Origin of the sequence: Microbacterium paraoxydans (assembly GCF_020524545.1) — a bacterium.
GTDB lineage: Bacteria > Actinomycetota > Actinomycetes > Actinomycetales > Microbacteriaceae > Microbacterium > Microbacterium paraoxydans_C.
On record NZ_JAIVLG010000006.1, the window covers coordinates 173,120 to 189,540 of the forward strand.

At 64.6% G+C, this 16,421-nt stretch carries 16 protein-coding genes; 7 read left to right on the forward strand and 9 right to left on the reverse strand.

Annotation, left to right across the window (positions count from 1 at the left end; genetic code table 11):
* The first annotated feature begins 57 nt into the window (after positions 1-57).
* From LC041_RS13445 to LC041_RS13465, 5 genes are all read left to right on the forward strand, one after another.
* On the forward strand, positions 58-285 hold the full coding sequence (locus LC041_RS13445; protein ID WP_047523674.1) for a hypothetical protein: 228 nt from the start codon (positions 58-60) through the stop codon (positions 283-285).
* Positions 286-332: 47 nt separating this feature from the next.
* The gene (locus LC041_RS13450; RefSeq protein ID WP_226533596.1) at positions 333-1,055 is read left to right on the forward strand and encodes a 3-keto-5-aminohexanoate cleavage protein; all 723 of its coding nucleotides are present in this window, start codon (positions 333-335) and stop codon (positions 1,053-1,055) included.
* A 35-nt stretch (positions 1,056-1,090) separates the two neighbouring features.
* Positions 1,091-1,249: a hypothetical protein gene (locus tag LC041_RS13455; RefSeq protein ID WP_226533597.1), complete on the forward strand. Its 159-nt coding sequence runs from the start codon at positions 1,091-1,093 to the stop codon at positions 1,247-1,249.
* A 96-nt stretch (positions 1,250-1,345) separates the two neighbouring features.
* Positions 1,346-2,251 carry a hypothetical protein gene (locus LC041_RS13460; RefSeq protein WP_226533598.1) on the forward strand — a complete coding sequence of 302 codons (906 nt, stop codon included), beginning with the start codon at positions 1,346-1,348 and terminating at the stop codon, positions 2,249-2,251.
* 29 nt (positions 2,252-2,280) lie between these two features.
* Complete coding sequence (locus LC041_RS13465) at positions 2,281-2,577, forward strand: hypothetical protein (RefSeq protein ID WP_226533599.1); 297 nt, start codon at positions 2,281-2,283, stop codon at positions 2,575-2,577.
* A gap of 62 nt (positions 2,578-2,639) precedes the next feature.
* Here LC041_RS13465 and LC041_RS13470 read toward each other — a convergent pair whose 3' ends face one another.
* Positions 2,640-3,641 carry an SDR family NAD(P)-dependent oxidoreductase gene (locus LC041_RS13470; protein WP_226533600.1) on the reverse strand — a complete coding sequence of 334 codons (1,002 nt, stop codon included), beginning with the start codon at positions 3,639-3,641 and terminating at the stop codon, positions 2,640-2,642.
* A gap of 75 nt (positions 3,642-3,716) precedes the next feature.
* Here LC041_RS13470 and LC041_RS17200 point away from each other — a divergent pair, with 75 nt between their 5' ends.
* Complete coding sequence (locus LC041_RS17200) at positions 3,717-4,286, forward strand: TetR/AcrR family transcriptional regulator (protein ID WP_308012785.1); 570 nt, start codon at positions 3,717-3,719, stop codon at positions 4,284-4,286.
* Between the two features lie 3 nt (positions 4,287-4,289).
* Here the strand turns inward: LC041_RS17200 and LC041_RS13485 are convergent, their stop codons facing one another.
* Positions 4,290-5,207, reverse strand: a complete 918-nt coding sequence (locus LC041_RS13485) for a hypothetical protein (RefSeq protein ID WP_226533601.1) — start codon at positions 5,205-5,207, stop codon at positions 4,290-4,292.
* Positions 5,208-5,254: 47 nt separating this feature from the next.
* Positions 5,255-5,758: a DUF4188 domain-containing protein gene (locus LC041_RS13490; RefSeq protein ID WP_226533602.1), complete on the reverse strand. Its 504-nt coding sequence runs from the start codon at positions 5,756-5,758 to the stop codon at positions 5,255-5,257.
* Between the two features lie 70 nt (positions 5,759-5,828).
* Here LC041_RS13490 and LC041_RS13495 point away from each other — a divergent pair, with 70 nt between their 5' ends.
* The gene (locus LC041_RS13495) at positions 5,829-6,443 is read left to right on the forward strand and encodes a MerR family transcriptional regulator (RefSeq protein WP_226533603.1); all 615 of its coding nucleotides are present in this window, start codon (positions 5,829-5,831) and stop codon (positions 6,441-6,443) included.
* Between the two features lie 17 nt (positions 6,444-6,460).
* Here the strand turns inward: LC041_RS13495 and LC041_RS13500 are convergent, their stop codons facing one another.
* From LC041_RS13500 to LC041_RS13525, 6 genes are all read right to left on the reverse strand, one after another.
* Positions 6,461-9,565: a type I restriction endonuclease subunit R gene (locus LC041_RS13500; protein WP_226533604.1), complete on the reverse strand. Its 3,105-nt coding sequence runs from the start codon at positions 9,563-9,565 to the stop codon at positions 6,461-6,463.
* On the reverse strand, positions 9,562-10,782 hold the full coding sequence (locus tag LC041_RS13505; RefSeq protein ID WP_226533605.1) for a restriction endonuclease subunit S: 1,221 nt from the start codon (positions 10,780-10,782) through the stop codon (positions 9,562-9,564). Before LC041_RS13505 ends, LC041_RS13500 begins: the two co-directional genes overlap by 4 nt.
* Positions 10,779-12,347, reverse strand: a complete 1,569-nt coding sequence (locus tag LC041_RS13510; RefSeq protein WP_226533606.1) for a type I restriction-modification system subunit M — start codon at positions 12,345-12,347, stop codon at positions 10,779-10,781. The genes LC041_RS13505 and LC041_RS13510 overlap by 4 nt, the downstream gene beginning before the upstream one ends.
* 57 nt (positions 12,348-12,404) lie before the next feature.
* A complete protein-coding gene (locus LC041_RS13515) occupies positions 12,405-13,625 on the reverse strand; it encodes an McrC family protein (RefSeq protein WP_226533607.1) in 1,221 nt (406 codons plus the stop codon).
* 8 nt (positions 13,626-13,633) lie between these two features.
* Positions 13,634-15,775, reverse strand: a complete 2,142-nt coding sequence (locus tag LC041_RS13520; RefSeq protein ID WP_226533608.1) for an McrB family protein — start codon at positions 15,773-15,775, stop codon at positions 13,634-13,636.
* A gap of 128 nt (positions 15,776-15,903) precedes the next feature.
* Positions 15,904-16,287: a hypothetical protein gene (locus LC041_RS13525; RefSeq protein WP_226533609.1), complete on the reverse strand. Its 384-nt coding sequence runs from the start codon at positions 16,285-16,287 to the stop codon at positions 15,904-15,906.
* Positions 16,288-16,421 lie beyond the last annotated feature (134 nt).

The following is a 16,421-nucleotide window of genomic DNA, read 5'->3' on the forward strand; positions in this document are numbered from 1 at the left end:
GGCTCTGCCGATGTCGGCGCCCTCACGTATAAAGGGATACGAGAGAAGGGATCCCGCATGGCCGCCGGCGACATAGAGACGTTCCACCGCAACGGCATCTGGTTCAACCGCATCGAGGGTGAATCGCAGACGTTGGGCAGCAGCTTCGAGGATGAGGCCGAGGCGGTGAAGGTCGGTCGCAGCGCGGCGGTCGCGCGCCAGGTCGCGCACACCGTGCGCACGGAGGAGGGTCCGTCGCCGGAGGCGCACATCTATGACCTCCACCCGCGCGAGCTGATCGGGTGATGGCGGCGCCCTCCGATCCGCCTTCCCTCCAGGATCCCGCGCGAAGGATGCTGTTGCAGGCATGTGTCAACGGCGCCCGAGACCCGGTGGAGCATCCGTGGTTGAGTGCCGATGAGAGCGTGGTCGCCGAGGACGCGGCGCGGGCGGTGGAGGCGGGGGCGCAGGAAGTGCACGTGCACCCGAAGAACGCCCTCGGGCAGGACAGCCTCGAGGCAGCCGACGTCGCACGGTGGGTCTCGGCGGTTCGCGCGGCTCGGCCCGCCGTTCCGGTGGGGATCACGACCGGGGCATGGGCGGAACCCGACGCCGAACGTCGCCTGGAGGCAATCGCGTCCTGGACGGATCTGCCTGACCATGCCTCCGTCAACTGGCACGAGGTCGGCGCCGACGAGGTGGCCGCTTTGCTGCTGCGTCGTGGCATCGCGGTGGAAGCGGGGCTGTGGGATGCGTCCGGATTCGAGGTGTGGAAGCGCTCACCCGTCCGTGGTGACTGCCTCCGGGTACTGATCGAGCTCCCGGATGAGCCGGCGGAGACCGTGCGCGACCACGCCGAGGCGATGATCGCGCATGTCCGTCTGGAAGAGCCGGATATCCCGATCCTGCTCCACGGCGAGGAGAGGTCGACCTGGCCCGTCTACGACCTGGCGGTCGAGCTCGGCCTCGCCGCGCGGATCGGCCTGGAAGACACGCTCCTCCTCCCCGATGGCAGCGCGGCGCCCGGCAACGCGGCGCTGGTGCGGGTGGCTCTGGAGCGGATGCGGGGAGTCTGACCGACGGGGCAGAACCCGTGGGGCATCCTGGGGCCATGTTCGGTGACTCCCTCGTTCCTCTGCTTCTCATGAACCTCGCGTTCATCCTCATCGGCATCCTCATCTCGTGGCTGGTGATCTACTCGGCCGTGCGTGCGGCGCTCTCCTCGCATCGGCAGGCGATGGCGCGGGACGGCCGACCCGGTCCGAGGTGATCGCCGCGCGCTTCGGCCGAGCCGCGTCGGGGCAGCCGGGTGGTGGCGGTCGTGTCCTCCCGAGACTCCGGCGAAGAATGTGACACGTTCTTCTCTATGACGCAAACCCCTGCCGACGCTGCCGATCCGATCGAGCGGTCGCGTGTTCTGCCGCTCTTCCTCGGCCTCGGTGGTGGTGTGCTGGGCCTCTTGCCGTGGGTGATCGCCGGGACGCTTCCGTTGCAGAACCTCTGGGCGTCGCCGACGATGCCGGAGGACATGCCGTTCGTGCTGCTGCCGCTCAGTCAGTACTTCGCGACGCTGCTCTTCTCTCTGGTGCTGCTCGGCGGGGTGTTCGCCGGCATCGCCGTGCACGTGGTGGCGCGGCGACGCGACATCGCCGTCTGGCCGGCGGCTCTCGGTGTCGCGGTCGTGCATCTGGTCGCGATCATGCAGAGCTTCGGTGTCCTGGCCCAAGGTCTCGCACTCGGCCGTGGGGGTGACCCGCGCGCGATGGTCTACTTCGCCGGGCTCCTGAGCGGCGTGATCGTGGCAGCCCTCCTGGCGCAGCTGGGCGTGTGGATGACGTCGCGCCGTTCGGTCGCCGTCGCGGCTCTCGGCATCGCGCTCGCGGCCGTGCCGTTCGGAAGCTGGGTCGGACGGTGGTTCCTGGCCTTCACCGGCGAGGTGTTCCCGCCGATGTTCCTGCCCGATCTGCTGCGGTGGGTCCCGGCGATCGTGGTGGGCGCTGCACTGGTCTGGTGCGGGGTTCGGCCGGCGGTACGGATCGTGGTGTGGGTGGTGGCGCTGTTGTGGCTGTGGGTGATTCCCGCGCTGTTCACGGCGATCCAGTACGGGCTCGGGATGCGGGTGCTCGACGGCGATGTCGCCGAGATGGCACGGGTGTCGGTGCAGTTGTTCCCGATGGCGCTCGCCGAGGTGTGGCTGCCGGTGGTCGTGGCTCTCGTGATCGGCGTGGTCGGGACGGTGGTGCGGATGGTGGTGGAGCGCGATCGTCGGTGAAATCGTCCCGCCGCCGATAGGGTGCAGGCATGGATGCGACACAGGGCGATGCAGCGACCGTCTCAGCGGAGGAAGCGCAGCGGACGGTCATCCGCCGCTGGTCGTGGACGGTTGCCGTCGGCCTTCCGCTGATCGCGTCGATCATCGGCATCGCGCTCACGAGCACCGGGACGGTGGAGCAGTGGAACTCGCTCGGCGATGACACGTACGACGTGGTCATGTTCGCCGTCTGGCCCGCCGGCCTCGTGCTGCTCAGCGTCGGACTGCTCGGCCTGATCGCCACGGCTCTCACCGCCGCCGTGCTCACGACGAAGCGCTCCTCCTAGCCCGGACGCGAAACGCCCCCGCCGTTCGGGTCGGCGGGGGGCGTCGGTCTCGCGGCTGCGGACTACTGCACCGACCATCCGCCGTCGGAGGCGAGGATCGCGCCGTTGATGTTCACGGCGTCGTCCGAGAGCAGGAACGTGATCGACGCCGCGAGGTGCTCGGCCGTCGCCACGGTCGGGATCGCCTGCTGGAACGGGGCGAGGCGGCCGGAGCCGTACTCGGACATGTGCGGGGGCATCGGGATGCCGGTCGCGACGCCGCCCGGGGCGACGGAGTTCACGCGGATGCCTTTCGGCCCGTACATGAAGGCTGCGGACTTGGTGACGCCGATGATGCCGTGCTTGCTGGCGGTGTAGGCGTTGCCCGAGGCGTTGCCGCGCAGGCCCGCCTCGCTCGAGACGTTGAGGATCGCGCCGCGACCGGCCGCCTCCATGACGGGGATGACCGCGCGCATGAGCTTGAACGGAGCCGTGAGGTTGATCGCGATCACGCGGTCCCAGACGGCGTCGGGGGTCTCGCCCGCGGGGGAGAAGTCGTCGTTGATCCCGGCGACGTTCGCGAGACCGTCGATCCGGCCGCCCGCTGCGGCGAGCACGGCGTCGATCGCATCCTGCTTCGTGAGGTCGCCCGCGACGGTGACGATGTCGGCGTCCGGAAGCTCGGCTTTGAAGGCGTCGAGCTTCTCGGCGGCGATGTCGCTGGCGATCACGCGTCCACCTTCGCGGGCGATGCGTGAGGCGGTGGCCTTGCCGATGCCCGAGGCAGCGCCGGTGACGATCACGGTCTTGCCGGCGAAGCGGCCGGAGGTGGGCTTCTCGGTCCAGCCCTCGGAGGCGTCGTCTTCGGGGATCTCGCCGTCGTTGGCCGCGCGGACGAGGTCGTCGACGACCGACTGGGGGAGCTGGCCCTGGCTCATCGCGACGAGCTGCTGCAGGGGGAGACCGAGCACCGGGGTGAGGAGTTCGGGGTCGGCGCCCGTCTTCTCGAAGAGTCCGCGGATGAGGGGCCCGCCGGTCGGGTCGTTCATCCAGTCGCCGATGGTGGAGTGTGCGGTGAGGGCCATGCTCTTTCTCCTTGTTCGGGTTTCGCAACGGTGCGTCTACTTATGTTCCAGTCTACGCCTGAGTACGCTCGGATGGTGCCCCGTCCTCGCAGTGAAGAAGCCCGTCAGTCCGTGCTGGAGGCGATGCGTCGCGCGCTCGCCGCGCACGGGTATGAGGCCGTGACGATCGAGGGCCTCGCAGAGGCGGCGGAGGTCTCGAAGCAGACGATCTATCGGTGGTGGCCGTCGAAGGCGGCGATCCTCGGCGAGGCGCTGCTCGAGGGCGGCTTGCCGGGCGCCGAGGTGTCGGTGCCGATGACGGCCGACCTGGGGGCGGATCTGCGGGCGTGGTTCTCGGCGATGAGCGCATCGCTGGCGGATCCGGAGGGTGTCGCGGTCGCGCGCGCGTTGATCGTGGTGACCGCGTCGGCTCCCGAGCTCGGACAGGCGTTGAACGAGAAGCTCGCGGCGCCGATCCGCGAGTGGGTCGCGGACCGGGTCGCGCAGGCGGTCGAAGCCGAAGAAGTGCCGGCGGATGTGGATGCGGCGGCCATCGCGGATCAGTTCGTCGCGATGGCCAGTTATGCCGCTCTGCTCGGCAGGCCGTTGAGCGAGGAGCGTGTGGAGGCGACGGTGTCCGTGCTGCTGCGAGGGGTCGCGGCGTAGGGGCTAGAGCTCGTGCCGGTGGAAGAGCAGGAGAGCGGCGGCGGCGACACGGATCGAGGCGTCGTCGACGTGTCTTCCGCTGAGGAGGGCGAGCAGCATCCCCTCGATGGAGCGGAGGATCGCATCCACCTGGCGCGCGTGTGAGGGGTCGCGGCGGATCCCCTCCCACCGGGATCGGAACGAGCGGAGCAGTTCCAGGATCAGTCCGATGAACGCGGCCGTCCGGCTGTCGATCCCCAGCTCGGCGGTGGCCGGCCACCACTGTTCGCCCACCGATTCGTCGAGGCCGGCCAGGGCGTGCTCGAGGGTGTCCCGACCGAAGAGGTCATCGCACGTGCGGATGAGGCTCTCGCGGTCGAAGCTGTCCCAGTGCGGGGTGGCGGCCGGCGGCGCGGGGTCCGCTCGCGGAGGTGTGTCGCGCGCGCTCAGCGACGTCAGGTCGGACTGGATGAGAGACAGGCGTTCGCTGATGTCCCCGCCCTGGGAGACGACGGTGGTCTGCAGCTCCTCCAAGCGTGACCGGGTGGCGGTGGTCGTGTCGTCGATGTGGGCGGTCGTGTCGCGGGTCTCGGTGACCTTCTCCTCGACCTTCTGCACGAGCTTCTTGAGGGTCACGCCGAACGCGCTGAACTCCGAGAGGTCGGGCCAGAGCAGCAGCAGGACGAAGATCACCGCGGCGAGCACGCCAGCGCTCGTGAGGTTCGGGCCGGAGCAGGTGCGGGTGATGCCCTCCTTCTCGGAGTCGACGACCTCGCAGACCTGGAACCATCCGGTGAGCGACAGGTAGACGGCGAGCCCGACGATGATGAGGACGAGTAGATAGCGGAGGACGCGTCCGCCGGGACTCGTGACCCAGTCGTGGAGCTTCTCCAGCCGGCCCGGCGCGGGGTCGGGGTCCTTTCTGGGGCTGTTCTCCGTCATGGGGCTCATGGTGGCAGAACTCCGGGTGCTCCGGAAGGGGTGTTGCGTCAGGATTCGGAGGTCATCGAGGTCGCGGTTCGCCCGTCGGCGAAGCGTGCCTGGGCCCGGTCGTGGCGCTTTCCGACGGGGACGAGCTCTGTGGCCTTGGGGAGCCCCATCGGCTTGGTCGAGACGTACACGCTCTCGGCGGTGTCGACGCGGAAGGTCTCGTGCCAGATGCCCACGGCTCCCGGAGCCTTGCGTGCTGCGCGGTTGAAGGCGGTCCAGGCGGGGCGGTGCTGCTGGTTCGGGCTGGACGCGTAGGCGTAGAGCTTGTCGACCGATGACCAGTACTGCACCACATAGGGTCCGCCCGAGCCGAAGAGCAGGTGGTAGCCGAGGAGGCCCGAATCGGGGTCGGTGCTGAGTTCGCGCAGCATCCCCGGCATGGCGAAGAAGGCCGGCATCCACAGGTCCGGGCGCCACCAGCGGTTGATCTGCATCCCGATGTGGAAGACGACGAGCTCGCCTTCATGGCGGTGGGTCATGCGACCCGTGATGACTTTGGACATGGAGTCTCCTTGATTGGATAGTGGTGCTATCCATAATGGATAGCGCTACTATCGAAGTCAAGAGGTGGCCATGAGAATTTCCGAACTGTCGATCCAGACCGGTGTGACCGTGCCGACGATCAAGTACTACCTGCGCGAGGGGCTGCTGCCCGAGGGTGAGCGGACCTCGCCAACGCAGGCTGCCTACGGCGAGAAGCACGTGGAGCGGCTGCGGGTGATCCGGGCGCTGCTCGACGCCGGGGTGAGCATCGCCGAGACGCGGCGGGTGCTCGGGGCGCTGGACGATCCGCCCGCGAGCGCGAACGATCTGCTCGGGACGGCGCACGCGGCGATCACTCCGCCGGTGGAGGGGGCGTTGGATCTGGGCGCGGCGGAGGCCCTTGTCGCGGGGCTCGGGTGGAAGCCGGGGATGTGCGATGAGGCGGTGCTGTACGCGGTCGCTCGTGCGCTGCAGGGGCTGGAGCGCGTCGGGTTCACCGTGCCGGACGCGGTGATGGCGGAGTACCTCGCGAGCATGCGGCGGATCGCGGACGCGGAGATCGCCGGGGTGCCGGAGGAGTCTGCGGAAGCCGCGGTGCGGTACGTGGTGCTGGGGTCGGTGCTGGTGGAGCCGTTGTTGTTGGCGCTGCGACGGGTGGCGCAGCAGGTGAGCTCGGGGGAGCGGTTTGGGGACGGTGCGGGTTAGCTAGCGATCGCAGGATCTCAGGAGTCACTCCCTGGACCCAACCCGAAGAATCGGTCGAAGAAGCGCGCCAGCGCCTCGACGGCAGTCCGCTTCTTCTCGCCGTGCCCGCCGTTCGCAGCGAACCGCGATACCGGCGGAAGGATCTTCGTGATGGCGGTCCCCGTCGTCCGGAGCTGGCCGTCGCGAAACGCTGCCTCGATGAAAGCACGCGTTTCATCGGGGCGGAGCTTCTGATCGGTGATCAGCGTCTCAAGCTCGGCGTCGCGCTTCGCCATCACGAAGGCCTTCCACTGTTCGTCAATGGCGCCGGTCACAGAGACCGAGTCGACGAAGTCTTCGACAAGGTCGCGCTTGCTGCGAAGGCTCGGGCTGGCATCGACCGCCCGGGAAATCTCTGCGCGAATCTCCTTGTCTTCGCCGTCCCCGAAGCTGGCGCGGTACTTCTCGACAAGCATCAGGATGTAGTCGACATTGATCTCGACCTGCTTGATCAACTCGATCTCGAACACGACGTCGTCGTTGATGAGTTCCTTGTCCGAGTCACGGTCTTTGCGGAACTCGGCGTAGAAGTCGAGATAGCAGCTGCGATAGTCCTGTGCCTGACGCTCGGTCAGCGGATCCTGACCCGCGAAGTCATCGAAGGAGGTGAGGATGTTCTGGAGTCGCAGGATGGCGCCGAACAGCGCAATGAAGTCCTTCTTCGCCGACTCGCCGATGATCTGGGTGCCGAGCGGGAAACGTTGCAGTAGCTCGGTGACCTTCTCGACGTAGTCGCCGTAGTAGTCCTGGTACGGCTTGAGGAGAACGACTCCGCGGGCATCCTTGTTGCCGAATAGCTCGAGGGCGGCGTTCGTCGCATCCTCGAGATTTCGGAACGAAACGATGTTGCCGTAGGTCTTGACAGAGTTCAGGATGCGGTTTGTGCGCGAGTACGCCTGGATAAGGCCGTGCGACCGGAGGTTCTTGTCCACGAAGAGCGTGTTGAGGGTCGTGGCATCGAAGCCGGTCAGGAACATGTTGACGACGATGACCAGGTCGACCTCGCGGTTCTTCATCCGCTGCGACAGGTCTTTGTAGTAGTTCTGGAACTTGTCGGCACTCGTGTCGTAGCTCGTCCCGAACATGTCGTTATAGTCCTGGATGGCATCTTCCAAGAACTCACGATTGTCGGTGGAGAGCGCATCCGTATCGAACGCCTCATCGTCGAGGATGTCCTCATCCGCTGCGTCGTTGGCGCCGTAGGAGAAGATGATGCCGACCTTTAGGCGACGGTCCGGTGTCAGGTCCTGCTGCTGAAGCTGGAAATGGTTGTAGTAGCGGCGGGCTGCCTCGATTGATGCGGTAGCGAAGATCGCATTGAACCCGCGGACACGCTTCTTTTCGCGCAGCGCCTCAGCACGTTTCCCGGTCCGGACCGACTCAGCGACGTTCGTGACGACGGAGTGTTCGTAGCTCGAAGCGCGCTTGGTCTTCTGATCGAAGTGCTCAAGTGTGTACTTGACGATCTCGCTGATGCGCCGAGAGTCGAGTAGTGCCTTCTCGGTATCGATGGACGACACTTGCTTGTCGTCTGGGTCGCCGATCTTGACGGTATTGATGTAGTCGATCCGGAAGGGCAGGACGTTCTTATCGGTGATCGCGTCGACGATCGTGTAGGTGTGCAGCTTGTCGCCGAACGCCTGTTCGGTGGTCTTGAGTTGGGGGTTGCCACTCGTTCCCGAGTTCGCGGCGAAGATCGGCGTTCCGGTGAACCCGAAGAGGTTGTAGCGCTTGAACGCCCGGGTGATATCGGTGTGCATGTCGCCGAACTGGGAGCGGTGGCACTCGTCGAAGATGATCACGACGTGGCCTGAGTAGATCTCGTGGCCCTTGTTGGCGCGGATGAAGTTCGAGAGCTTTTGGATCGTGGTGATGATGATCCGAGCGTTCGAGTCCTCCAGCTGCTTCTTCAGGACTGCGGTTGACGCATTCGAGTTCGCTGCGCCCTTCTCGAAGCGGTCGTACTCGCGCATCGTCTGGTAGTCGAGGTCTTTACGATCCACGACGAATAGCACCTTGTCGACGCTGGCAAGCTTCGATGCGAGCTGCGCGGTCTTGAACGAGGTGAGCGTCTTGCCCGAACCGGTCGTGTGCCAGACGTAGCCGCCGGCGTCGACCGTGCCGAGGCGCTTGTAGTTGGTGGCGATGTCGATGCGCTGGAGGATCCGCTCCGTGGCGACGATCTGGTACGGACGCATGACTAGCAAGTCGCGGTCGACCGTGAGCACGCAGTACTTCGTCAGGATGTTCAGCAGCGCGTGCTTCGCGAAGAAGGTCTTCACGAACGCGGTCAGCTCCTGAATCGGCCGGTTCTGTGCGTCCGCCCACCACGACGTGAACTCGAAGCTGTTGCTGGTCTTCTTCTTGCTGCCCGAGGTCTTCTTGCCCTCGTCGATGTGACGGTTGCGTGTGGTGTTGGAGTAGTACTTGGTCAGCGTGCCGTTGCTGATCACGAACAGTTGGACGTACTCGAAGAGACCCGAACCGGCCCAGAAGCTGCTCCGCTGGTAGCGGTTGATCTGGTTGAAGGCCTCGCGAATGTCGACGCCGCGGCGCTTGAGCTCGATGTGAACCATCGGAAGGCCGTTGACCAGCACCGTCACGTCGTATCGGTTGGCGTGCTTCGCGCCACCCTCGGTTTGCCCGATCTCGTACTGATTGATGACCTGCAGGCGGTTGTTGTGGATGTTCTTCTTGTCGATCAGCGTGATGTTCTTCGTCGAACCGTCGTCGCGCGTCAGGATCTGAACGTGATCCTCTTGGACGCGGATGGTCTTCTCGGCGATTCCGTCGTTCTGGCTGGCGACCTTGTTCTTGAAGAAGTCGTCCCACTCCGTGTCGCTGAAGGTGATGTCGTTCAGTGTCTCCAGCTGGATGCGCAGGTTCGCGACGAGTTGCGCCTCCGTCGTGATCGGAAGGTACTCGTACGCCTGCGACTGCAGCAGACGGATCATCTCGCGTTCGAGATCCGCCTCCGACTGGTACGCCGTCGCCTGAGCGGAGTCGGGGACATACTCAGCAACGACGGTGCTCTCGGCCGAGACGGCGATCGGATCGTGCTTGCGGACGGGTGCGTCGCTCATGCCGAATCCTCCTCGAAGGTTAGGAGCTTGTCGCGGTAGTGCTCGTACTGCTTCCGACGGGCGGCTAGCTCGGCGGGGAGACCGAGACTGAGGTCATTGACGAGGGCATCGAACCTGTCCAGCAGCGCAACTATGCGCTTCTGTCCAGGGACGCTCGGTACGGGGATCGTGATCTTGGCGAGTCCGGCAGAGGAGAGCCGCTTTACCTTGCCGCGCGCGACGTAATTCGCCTTCTGCGCATGGAAATCCTGGGTCTGAACGGCGTAGGCGACGTACTTTGGATCGAGGTTCGACGTGAACGAGAAAGTGTCATCGTGCACTGCGACGGGTCCATCTCCCAGCCACGCGACAGCCTTGCCAACATCTTCGACAGTCTCACCAACGCCCGCAAATATTACGTCGAGCGGCTGTGCGTACCGGAGCTGACCGGCCATGTCTGAACGTACCTCTCGATTCGCGCGCGACGCGGACACGCCATAGTCGGTATAGATCTCGCCGTAGTGAATGCTCGGAATGCCCTCCTCTACGACGTCATTCTTGGTAAACCGTCGGCCCCGGATGAACTTGCCAATCTCGCCCATGGAAACCGCTTTGCCATCGACCGCACCCACCAGCGCGTCGCGGTAATAGGAGTATTGCTGCCGACGGGCCTCCAGCTCCGTCTCAAGTTCCGCCTCCAGCTGCGTGAACTGATCCAGTACTCTCACGACTTCGCGCTGGACGTCGAGAGGCGGCACGGGAACTCGGTAGGCACGGATCATGACAAGATTCAGGCCGCCACGCGATCCGCCACCCGACGACACGTCACGCAGGCGCGAATACTGCGTCTGTAGGAAGTAGTACAAAAAGTCGCTGTCTAAGTCGTCGTTCGGGACGATCGAGGCGAGTGATTGATTAGTGCAGCACGACAATCTGGTCCGGGCAACCATGCCGCGTGTCTTTCCCTGCCCCGCAAGTGCTATGACCACGGCGCCCGCAGGGATCATCTTCGTACTACACGAGTCGTAACCTGCTTGAGTTATGAGGGTGTCGGCCTCATAGATAGTCCCCTTGTTCACTTCGCCCGAGCTCAACCACGGAATAGTTCCACCCGTCCAGTACCCCGCAACAGACTTCGACGGTGTAGCGCCAGCGTTGACCTGGGCTACTTCGCCGATCGGCGCAAAACGCACACCGTCAGGGCAGTGCTCTTGAATCAGCTCATAAATGCGACTCACTTGGAGCCCTCCAGATCCGCCACGATCGCGTCAATCGAAGTTCGGAGCTCCGCCTGGCGTGCCACGATCCGCGCGATTTCAGCGTTTAGCGTCGCGATATCGATCGTCTCGCGAGTGTCTTCAGCTTCGACGTACGAGGAGACGGCGATGTTGTAGCCGTTGGCGGCGACATCCGCGATGGAGGCCAGTGTGGAGTAGTGCGCCGCCTCGACGCGGCCTTCGAGGGTCGTCAGAATGTTCTGCTGATGTTCGGGCGTCAGCTTGTTCTTGTTGCCGACACGCGTGAACTCAGCCGAGGCATCGATGAACAGCACGGAGTTGTCCGATTTGGACTTCTTGAGCACGATAATGCAGGTCGCGATGGCCGTGCCGAAAAAAAGATCTGGCGGCAGCTGGATGACGGCGTCGACGTAGTTGTTGTCGATGAGGTACTTGCGGATCTTCTGCTCCGCCCCGCCTCGATAGAGCACACCGGGGAACTCGACGATCGCGGCAGTGCCGTTCACGGCGAGCCAGCTGAGGATGTGCATGGTGAAGGCCAGGTCGGCCTTCGACTTAGGCGCGAGCACACCGGCTGGTGCGAAACGCTCGTCGTTGATCAGCAGTGGATTCGCGTCACCCTCCCACCTGATCGAGTACGGCGGATTGGACACGATCGCCTCGAACGGCTCGTCATCCCAATGGGCCGGGTCGACAAGTGTGTCGCCGTGCGCGAGGTTGAAATCGGCGTAGTTGATGTCATGCAAGAACATGTTGATTCGCGCAAGGTTGTACGTGGTCAGGTTGATCTCCTGACCGTAGAAGCCCTCGCGGACGTTCTCCTTGCCGAGCACCTTCGCAAACTTCAGCAGCAGTGAGCCGGAACCGGCAGCCGGATCGTAGACCTTGTTCACCGAGGTCTTGCCGAGCACGGTGATGCGTGCCAACAGCTCGGATACTTCCTGCGGCGTGTAGTACTCGCCACCCGACTTTCCGGCGTTGGCCGCGTACATCTGCATGAGGTACTCGTAGGCGTCGCCGAACAGATCGATCGAGTTGTCCTGCAGATCGCCGAGTGGAAGGTCGCCGATGGCGTCCAGCAGCTTGACCAGGGTCTTGTTGCGCTTGGGGACCGTGGCGCCAAGCTTGTTGCTGTTGACGTCGAGGTCGTCGAAGAGACCTTTCACATCGTCTTCGCTATCCGTGCTGAGAGCGGAACCCTCGATGTTCTTGAAGACCCGCTCCAGAGTCTCGTTGAGGTTCTCATCCGACGCCGCCCGAGCACGGACGTTTGCGAAGAGCTCTGACGGGACGATGTAGAAGCCCTTCTCGGCCACCGTCTCTGCCCGACCGAACTCGGCGGCGGCATCAGGGAGCTGGGCATAGTCAAACTCTGCGTCGCCCGCTTCGTGCTCGCCCTTATTGATATATGCCGTCAGGTTCTCGGAGATAAATCGGTAGAAGAGCATGCCAAGCACGTAGGACTTGAAGTCCCAGCCGTCGACGGAGCCGCGAAGATCATTCGCGATCCGCCAAATCGTCTTGTGCAGCTCGGCTCGCTGGCCTTCTTTGGTGGTCGGTGCCATGGTGTTCGTCTCCTGCGCTGCGTGACGCGCTCCATAGTGGTCACGCTCACATCCAAGCTATCGGTCGATTCCGACACCGGGCGGGAGTGCCACTGCGGGAACGAGCGAGGCGCCGAGCTTCATCACCCGCGCCACCAACTCCCCCGGCCCCCCACTCACATCCACCGCATGCGCCACGACCACTGTCCCCGTCGCCGCGATCTCATATCGCCGCGGCTCCACGTCCCCGGATACGTACAACAGGTGCACCTCCCGCACCCCGGCCGTTTCGGCGTACGCGAGCGCTTGATACACATCCGCGTTCGGTGGTGACCCGTCGTTCGCGCCCCACACCTTGTACTTCGTATCCGCAACTGTGACCACTCGCCCGTGCCGCGAGATCACGATGTCCGGACGCATCCGGATCTTCCCGTCCGTGTCCAAACGCCAGTCCGAGACTTGCAGATCGACGTCAAACCCCTCCGGACGCAGCGTCGTCCGAAGCACCCGCCCGACGAAGTCTTCGTAGACCTTCGCCACGTTGAGCAAGAAGGCGGAACCCGAGCTCGCACCCTCGGCGTGTGCCCACGAGGTCGCCTCGAGCACCCATCGTGCGAGCCGCAGCGCCGGTTGGTAGTGCGCGTTCAATCGGGACTCCGCGGGCAGCAGGAGAGGCCCTGTCGCACGCAGATCCGTCACCTCGGAGAACAACCCCAGCAACGGGCCGAGCTTGTCGACCACTCGTCGCGGAAGCTGCTCCAGTCGCACCAGCGCGCGCAGTGCGGCCTTGAGGATCCTGTTCTCCTCGACGTCTTCGGTGTAGTCGTCATAGGTGAGCTCCACCGGCACCGGGATACCTGGACTCGCCTTGAGCTGCCGCGCGATGTCCCAGCGACCGCGGATCACAGTGCCGGTCTCCTCGATAGAGACGTATCCCTTGAGCAGCCCCCGGGCCGTCGCCTCCCCGACTGCCCGTATCAACGCAGAGGCCAGCGCGGCGGGCAGGTCCTGGTCGGCATCGAACGCGAACGACGCGTCATCCACCTCGGCCTGCAAACCGGAATACGAGGCCATGAAGATGAGGCTTCGCAGAGGCGTCTTCGGCCGCACGATCAGGCGCACGTCATCGATTGCCACTACGCCGACGCGCGTCACGTCCGTGATACGCCAGATGCCGAAATCTGACGTCGGCGAGACGCGGCAGAACCTCAGCTCCTGCAGGCGCGCAGCCTGCGACGAGGTGAGCGTGACGAAGGACTCGCCCTTCTCAGCGATGTCCTCGACGCGAGGCTCGACCATGACCGAGTTCATGTCTCGGGCGTTGCGTCCGTGCTCGTGGAGACGTTGGTGAGCAGAACATCCAGGCCGTACTTCACGTGCACGTCGACGCCCGTGCCGATGTGCCGCTCTTCGAGCAGGGGCAGGATGCTCTCCTCCCATACAGCGTGCAGGTCGTCCAGGCTGAGGTCGTTGGTCCGGAGCAGGTGGCTTGGGCCGATGCGGTCTTCGCGATCGCGGATGCTCTCGTTCAACAACTCGAACAGAGCGGCGACCGGCAGCGACTGCGGATGATGCTCGGACCACCGCCCGAGGATGCCCTTTACCGGAGCGACGTCCGGATGCAGCTCGAAGAAGGCGAAGCGGCGGCGCATCGCCGAGTCGAGCAGCGCGATCGACCGGTCGGCGGTGTTCATCGTGCCGATGATCAGCACGTTCGCGGGAAGGCTGAAGGACTTCCCGCCATCGTCCCCCGACCCGGCGTAGAGCACATCGATCGCGTCGTCGCGGTACTCGAGCAGGTAGTACAGCTCGCCGAATACCTTGCTGAGGTTCGCGCGGTTGATCTCGTCGATCATGAGAACATGCGGAACGTCCGGGTTCTTGCGCGCCTCGTCGGCGATCTCTCGCAACGGCCCGCGCGTGAGAGAGAACGACAGCTGCCCCGCGGCATCCGTCACCGGACGGTAGCCGGCGAAGAAGTCCTCGTAGGTGTACGACGGATGGAACTGGATGCGCTTCACGACGCTTCCCGGCTTGCCGAGCCGGTCCGCGAGAGCGCGAGCGACGTACGTCTTGCCCGTTCCAGGAGGGCCGTAGAGGATCACCTGGCCGCGGCGGTGGAGGGCGTTCGTGACCTTCCCGAGCCATGCTTCATGCAGATGAGTAGCGTCGGCGAGCTCGGCGAGGTCTACGTCGGTCGGGATGAAGCCACGAGGATCGTCGACGATGGTCGGGTCATCGGCGGGCGCGGGCTCCGGATTGGGGTCGCTCTTGTCCTGGTGAGCATCTGGATGCCAGCGGCTCCTCAGTGGCTCGTCATACACGCTGACCGGCTTGCCTTCCTTGAGCTGCAGCGCGATTTGAATGCGTTGCAGATCGGTATCGGCATCGTCGGAGAACTCGCCGCCGATCTCGCCAATGAACGTCTCACGGATGCGACGACGATGGTCAGCCGAGACGATCGGCCCGAAGAACCCAGGGTGAACCAGATAGAGCAGTGCGTAGCGTTGGGTCGGGAAGCTATCGTCGGAACCGAGCACGAGGTCGCGCCATCGGAGCGGATCTTCCAACGCCGCGAGCTGGTCCTCGTCGTTCAGCTCAGTCCAGCCGAGAAGCACATCAAGAATGACCGTGATGGCGCGGTTGATGTGCGACTGCATACCTTGGCCGGGGTTGAATGCGCCACCGCCGAAAGCCTCGTCGAAGATGCGCGGGATCTCCACCGGGTGCCGCATCGACGACAACATCGACTCCACCCTTTCGCGCTTCTTGGCATGGCCGATGATCCACCCGGTCGGCAGCACCTGAAGCGCGATGACCTCGGCCATGAGGAGGCGCTCGTCATCCGTAGCGTTCTCGAACTGCAGCGCAAGGTTGCCGGTGAAGCCCTGCCCCGCAATCGCTTCCGCGTTGGTCCAGATTCGGTGGACCGCACGGATGTTGTCGCTGCTCCATACTTCACGGCCGGGGGCGAAGGCGGACAGGCCTTTTCGAAGCCCCTCCTGCACCATGACGTCCGCGGCAGCGAGGAGCTTCCGTTGCGCGCTATCTGTGCTCACCCAGCGGTCAGGAAGCGCCAGTTCTGTCTCATCACGCAACTGCGCTCGAACCGCGGCGTACCGGCGCTGAGCTTCGAGGAGGAGCGCGTCCCCTTCGTACGTGCTCAACGCGGCGATGCCCTCCGAGGTGACGGCCCATTCGCCGATGCCGGACGGGTTCTTGCGCAGCCATCCAGCGGCGACCAGGTCAGCGCTCGACCACCGCCAATCGATCTCTCCTCTTGGGCGGTTGTGCGACTTGAGTTCGGATTCGTACGGCGTGAGTGGGACGCGCTGAAGACATTCAGCCCACACGTTCGACACGGTCAGGTAGGCACCGTCCGGTGCGCGCTCGGCAAGAATCTCCAGGCCGGTGCGTGCGCGCTCGGCGCGCTTTACGTTCTTGTCCATCGATCTCCTCCGGATCAGGTCGTCGCGTTGGACCGAGGGGCGCCACCGCCGTCCATATGTCGATCATGGCTGAGATGACTCACGGATCCCTAGCCGAACGCACCGATAGTCGGACCTTGCCTGCTCACTTATTCGATGGTCAAGCCGAGGAGGTGAAACCCCGTGGCGATGAGCGCGAACAGCGCGGCATGCAGGGCGAGCAGTTTGCCCAGATAGTCGTATCCCGCCCGTCGTGCCAGCTCGGCTTGCTCCTCCTGCGCCCGTCGACGACGTTCCTGAACTTCCCATTCGCTCGCACCCGCAGGCACCCGTCGCGTAACCTCGTCGCCGGGCCAGCGCACGTGGCGGTGGCCTGCCAGCCGGGAAATGCTGGCGCCAAGTGAGAGAAGGCCTACTCCGAGTCCGAGCCAGACGATGAGCTCATTTGCGGTCTTCGGCTGTGGCGCGATGATCGTGATCGCGCACACGACGACGAACGTGCCAACGGAAACAACGGCGGCCTGCTCGCTCACGAATCGGCCGAGGCTCCATCCTCCGGTCGCGGCGTCGATTCTCGATTGCTCTGGGGGACTCATGACCAGCAAGGTAGCCCGCTAGCACCCTGTCTGTGCGTGGGAAGCACCAACATCGGCACGAGTACACCGGC

Excerpts from the sequence above, each read along its gene's own strand:
- LC041_RS13445 (WP_047523674.1), top strand. The coding sequence starts at position 58 with ATGGCCGCCGGCGACATAGAGACGTTCCACCGCAACGGCATCTGGTTC.
- LC041_RS13465 (WP_226533599.1), top strand. The coding sequence starts at position 2,281 with ATGGATGCGACACAGGGCGATGCAGCGACCGTCTCAGCGGAGGAAGCG.
- LC041_RS13470 (WP_226533600.1), bottom strand. The coding sequence starts at position 3,641 with ATGGCCCTCACCGCACACTCCACCATCGGCGACTGGATGAACGACCCG.
- LC041_RS13495 (WP_226533603.1), top strand. The coding sequence starts at position 5,829 with ATGAGAATTTCCGAACTGTCGATCCAGACCGGTGTGACCGTGCCGACG.
- LC041_RS13520 (WP_226533608.1), bottom strand. The coding sequence starts at position 15,775 with ATGGACAAGAACGTAAAGCGCGCCGAGCGCGCACGCACCGGCCTGGAG.
- LC041_RS13515 (WP_226533607.1), bottom strand. The coding sequence starts at position 13,625 with ATGGTCGAGCCTCGCGTCGAGGACATCGCTGAGAAGGGCGAGTCCTTC.
- LC041_RS13490 (WP_226533602.1), bottom strand. The coding sequence starts at position 5,758 with ATGTCCAAAGTCATCACGGGTCGCATGACCCACCGCCATGAAGGCGAG.
- LC041_RS13500 (WP_226533604.1), bottom strand. The coding sequence starts at position 9,565 with ATGAGCGACGCACCCGTCCGCAAGCACGATCCGATCGCCGTCTCGGCC.
- LC041_RS13455 (WP_226533597.1), top strand. The coding sequence starts at position 1,091 with ATGTTCGGTGACTCCCTCGTTCCTCTGCTTCTCATGAACCTCGCGTTC.
- LC041_RS13510 (WP_226533606.1), bottom strand. The coding sequence starts at position 12,347 with ATGGCACCGACCACCAAAGAAGGCCAGCGAGCCGAGCTGCACAAGACG.
- LC041_RS13460 (WP_226533598.1), top strand. The coding sequence starts at position 1,346 with ATGACGCAAACCCCTGCCGACGCTGCCGATCCGATCGAGCGGTCGCGT.
- LC041_RS13450 (WP_226533596.1), top strand. The coding sequence starts at position 333 with ATGCTGTTGCAGGCATGTGTCAACGGCGCCCGAGACCCGGTGGAGCAT.
- LC041_RS13485 (WP_226533601.1), bottom strand. The coding sequence starts at position 5,207 with ATGACGGAGAACAGCCCCAGAAAGGACCCCGACCCCGCGCCGGGCCGG.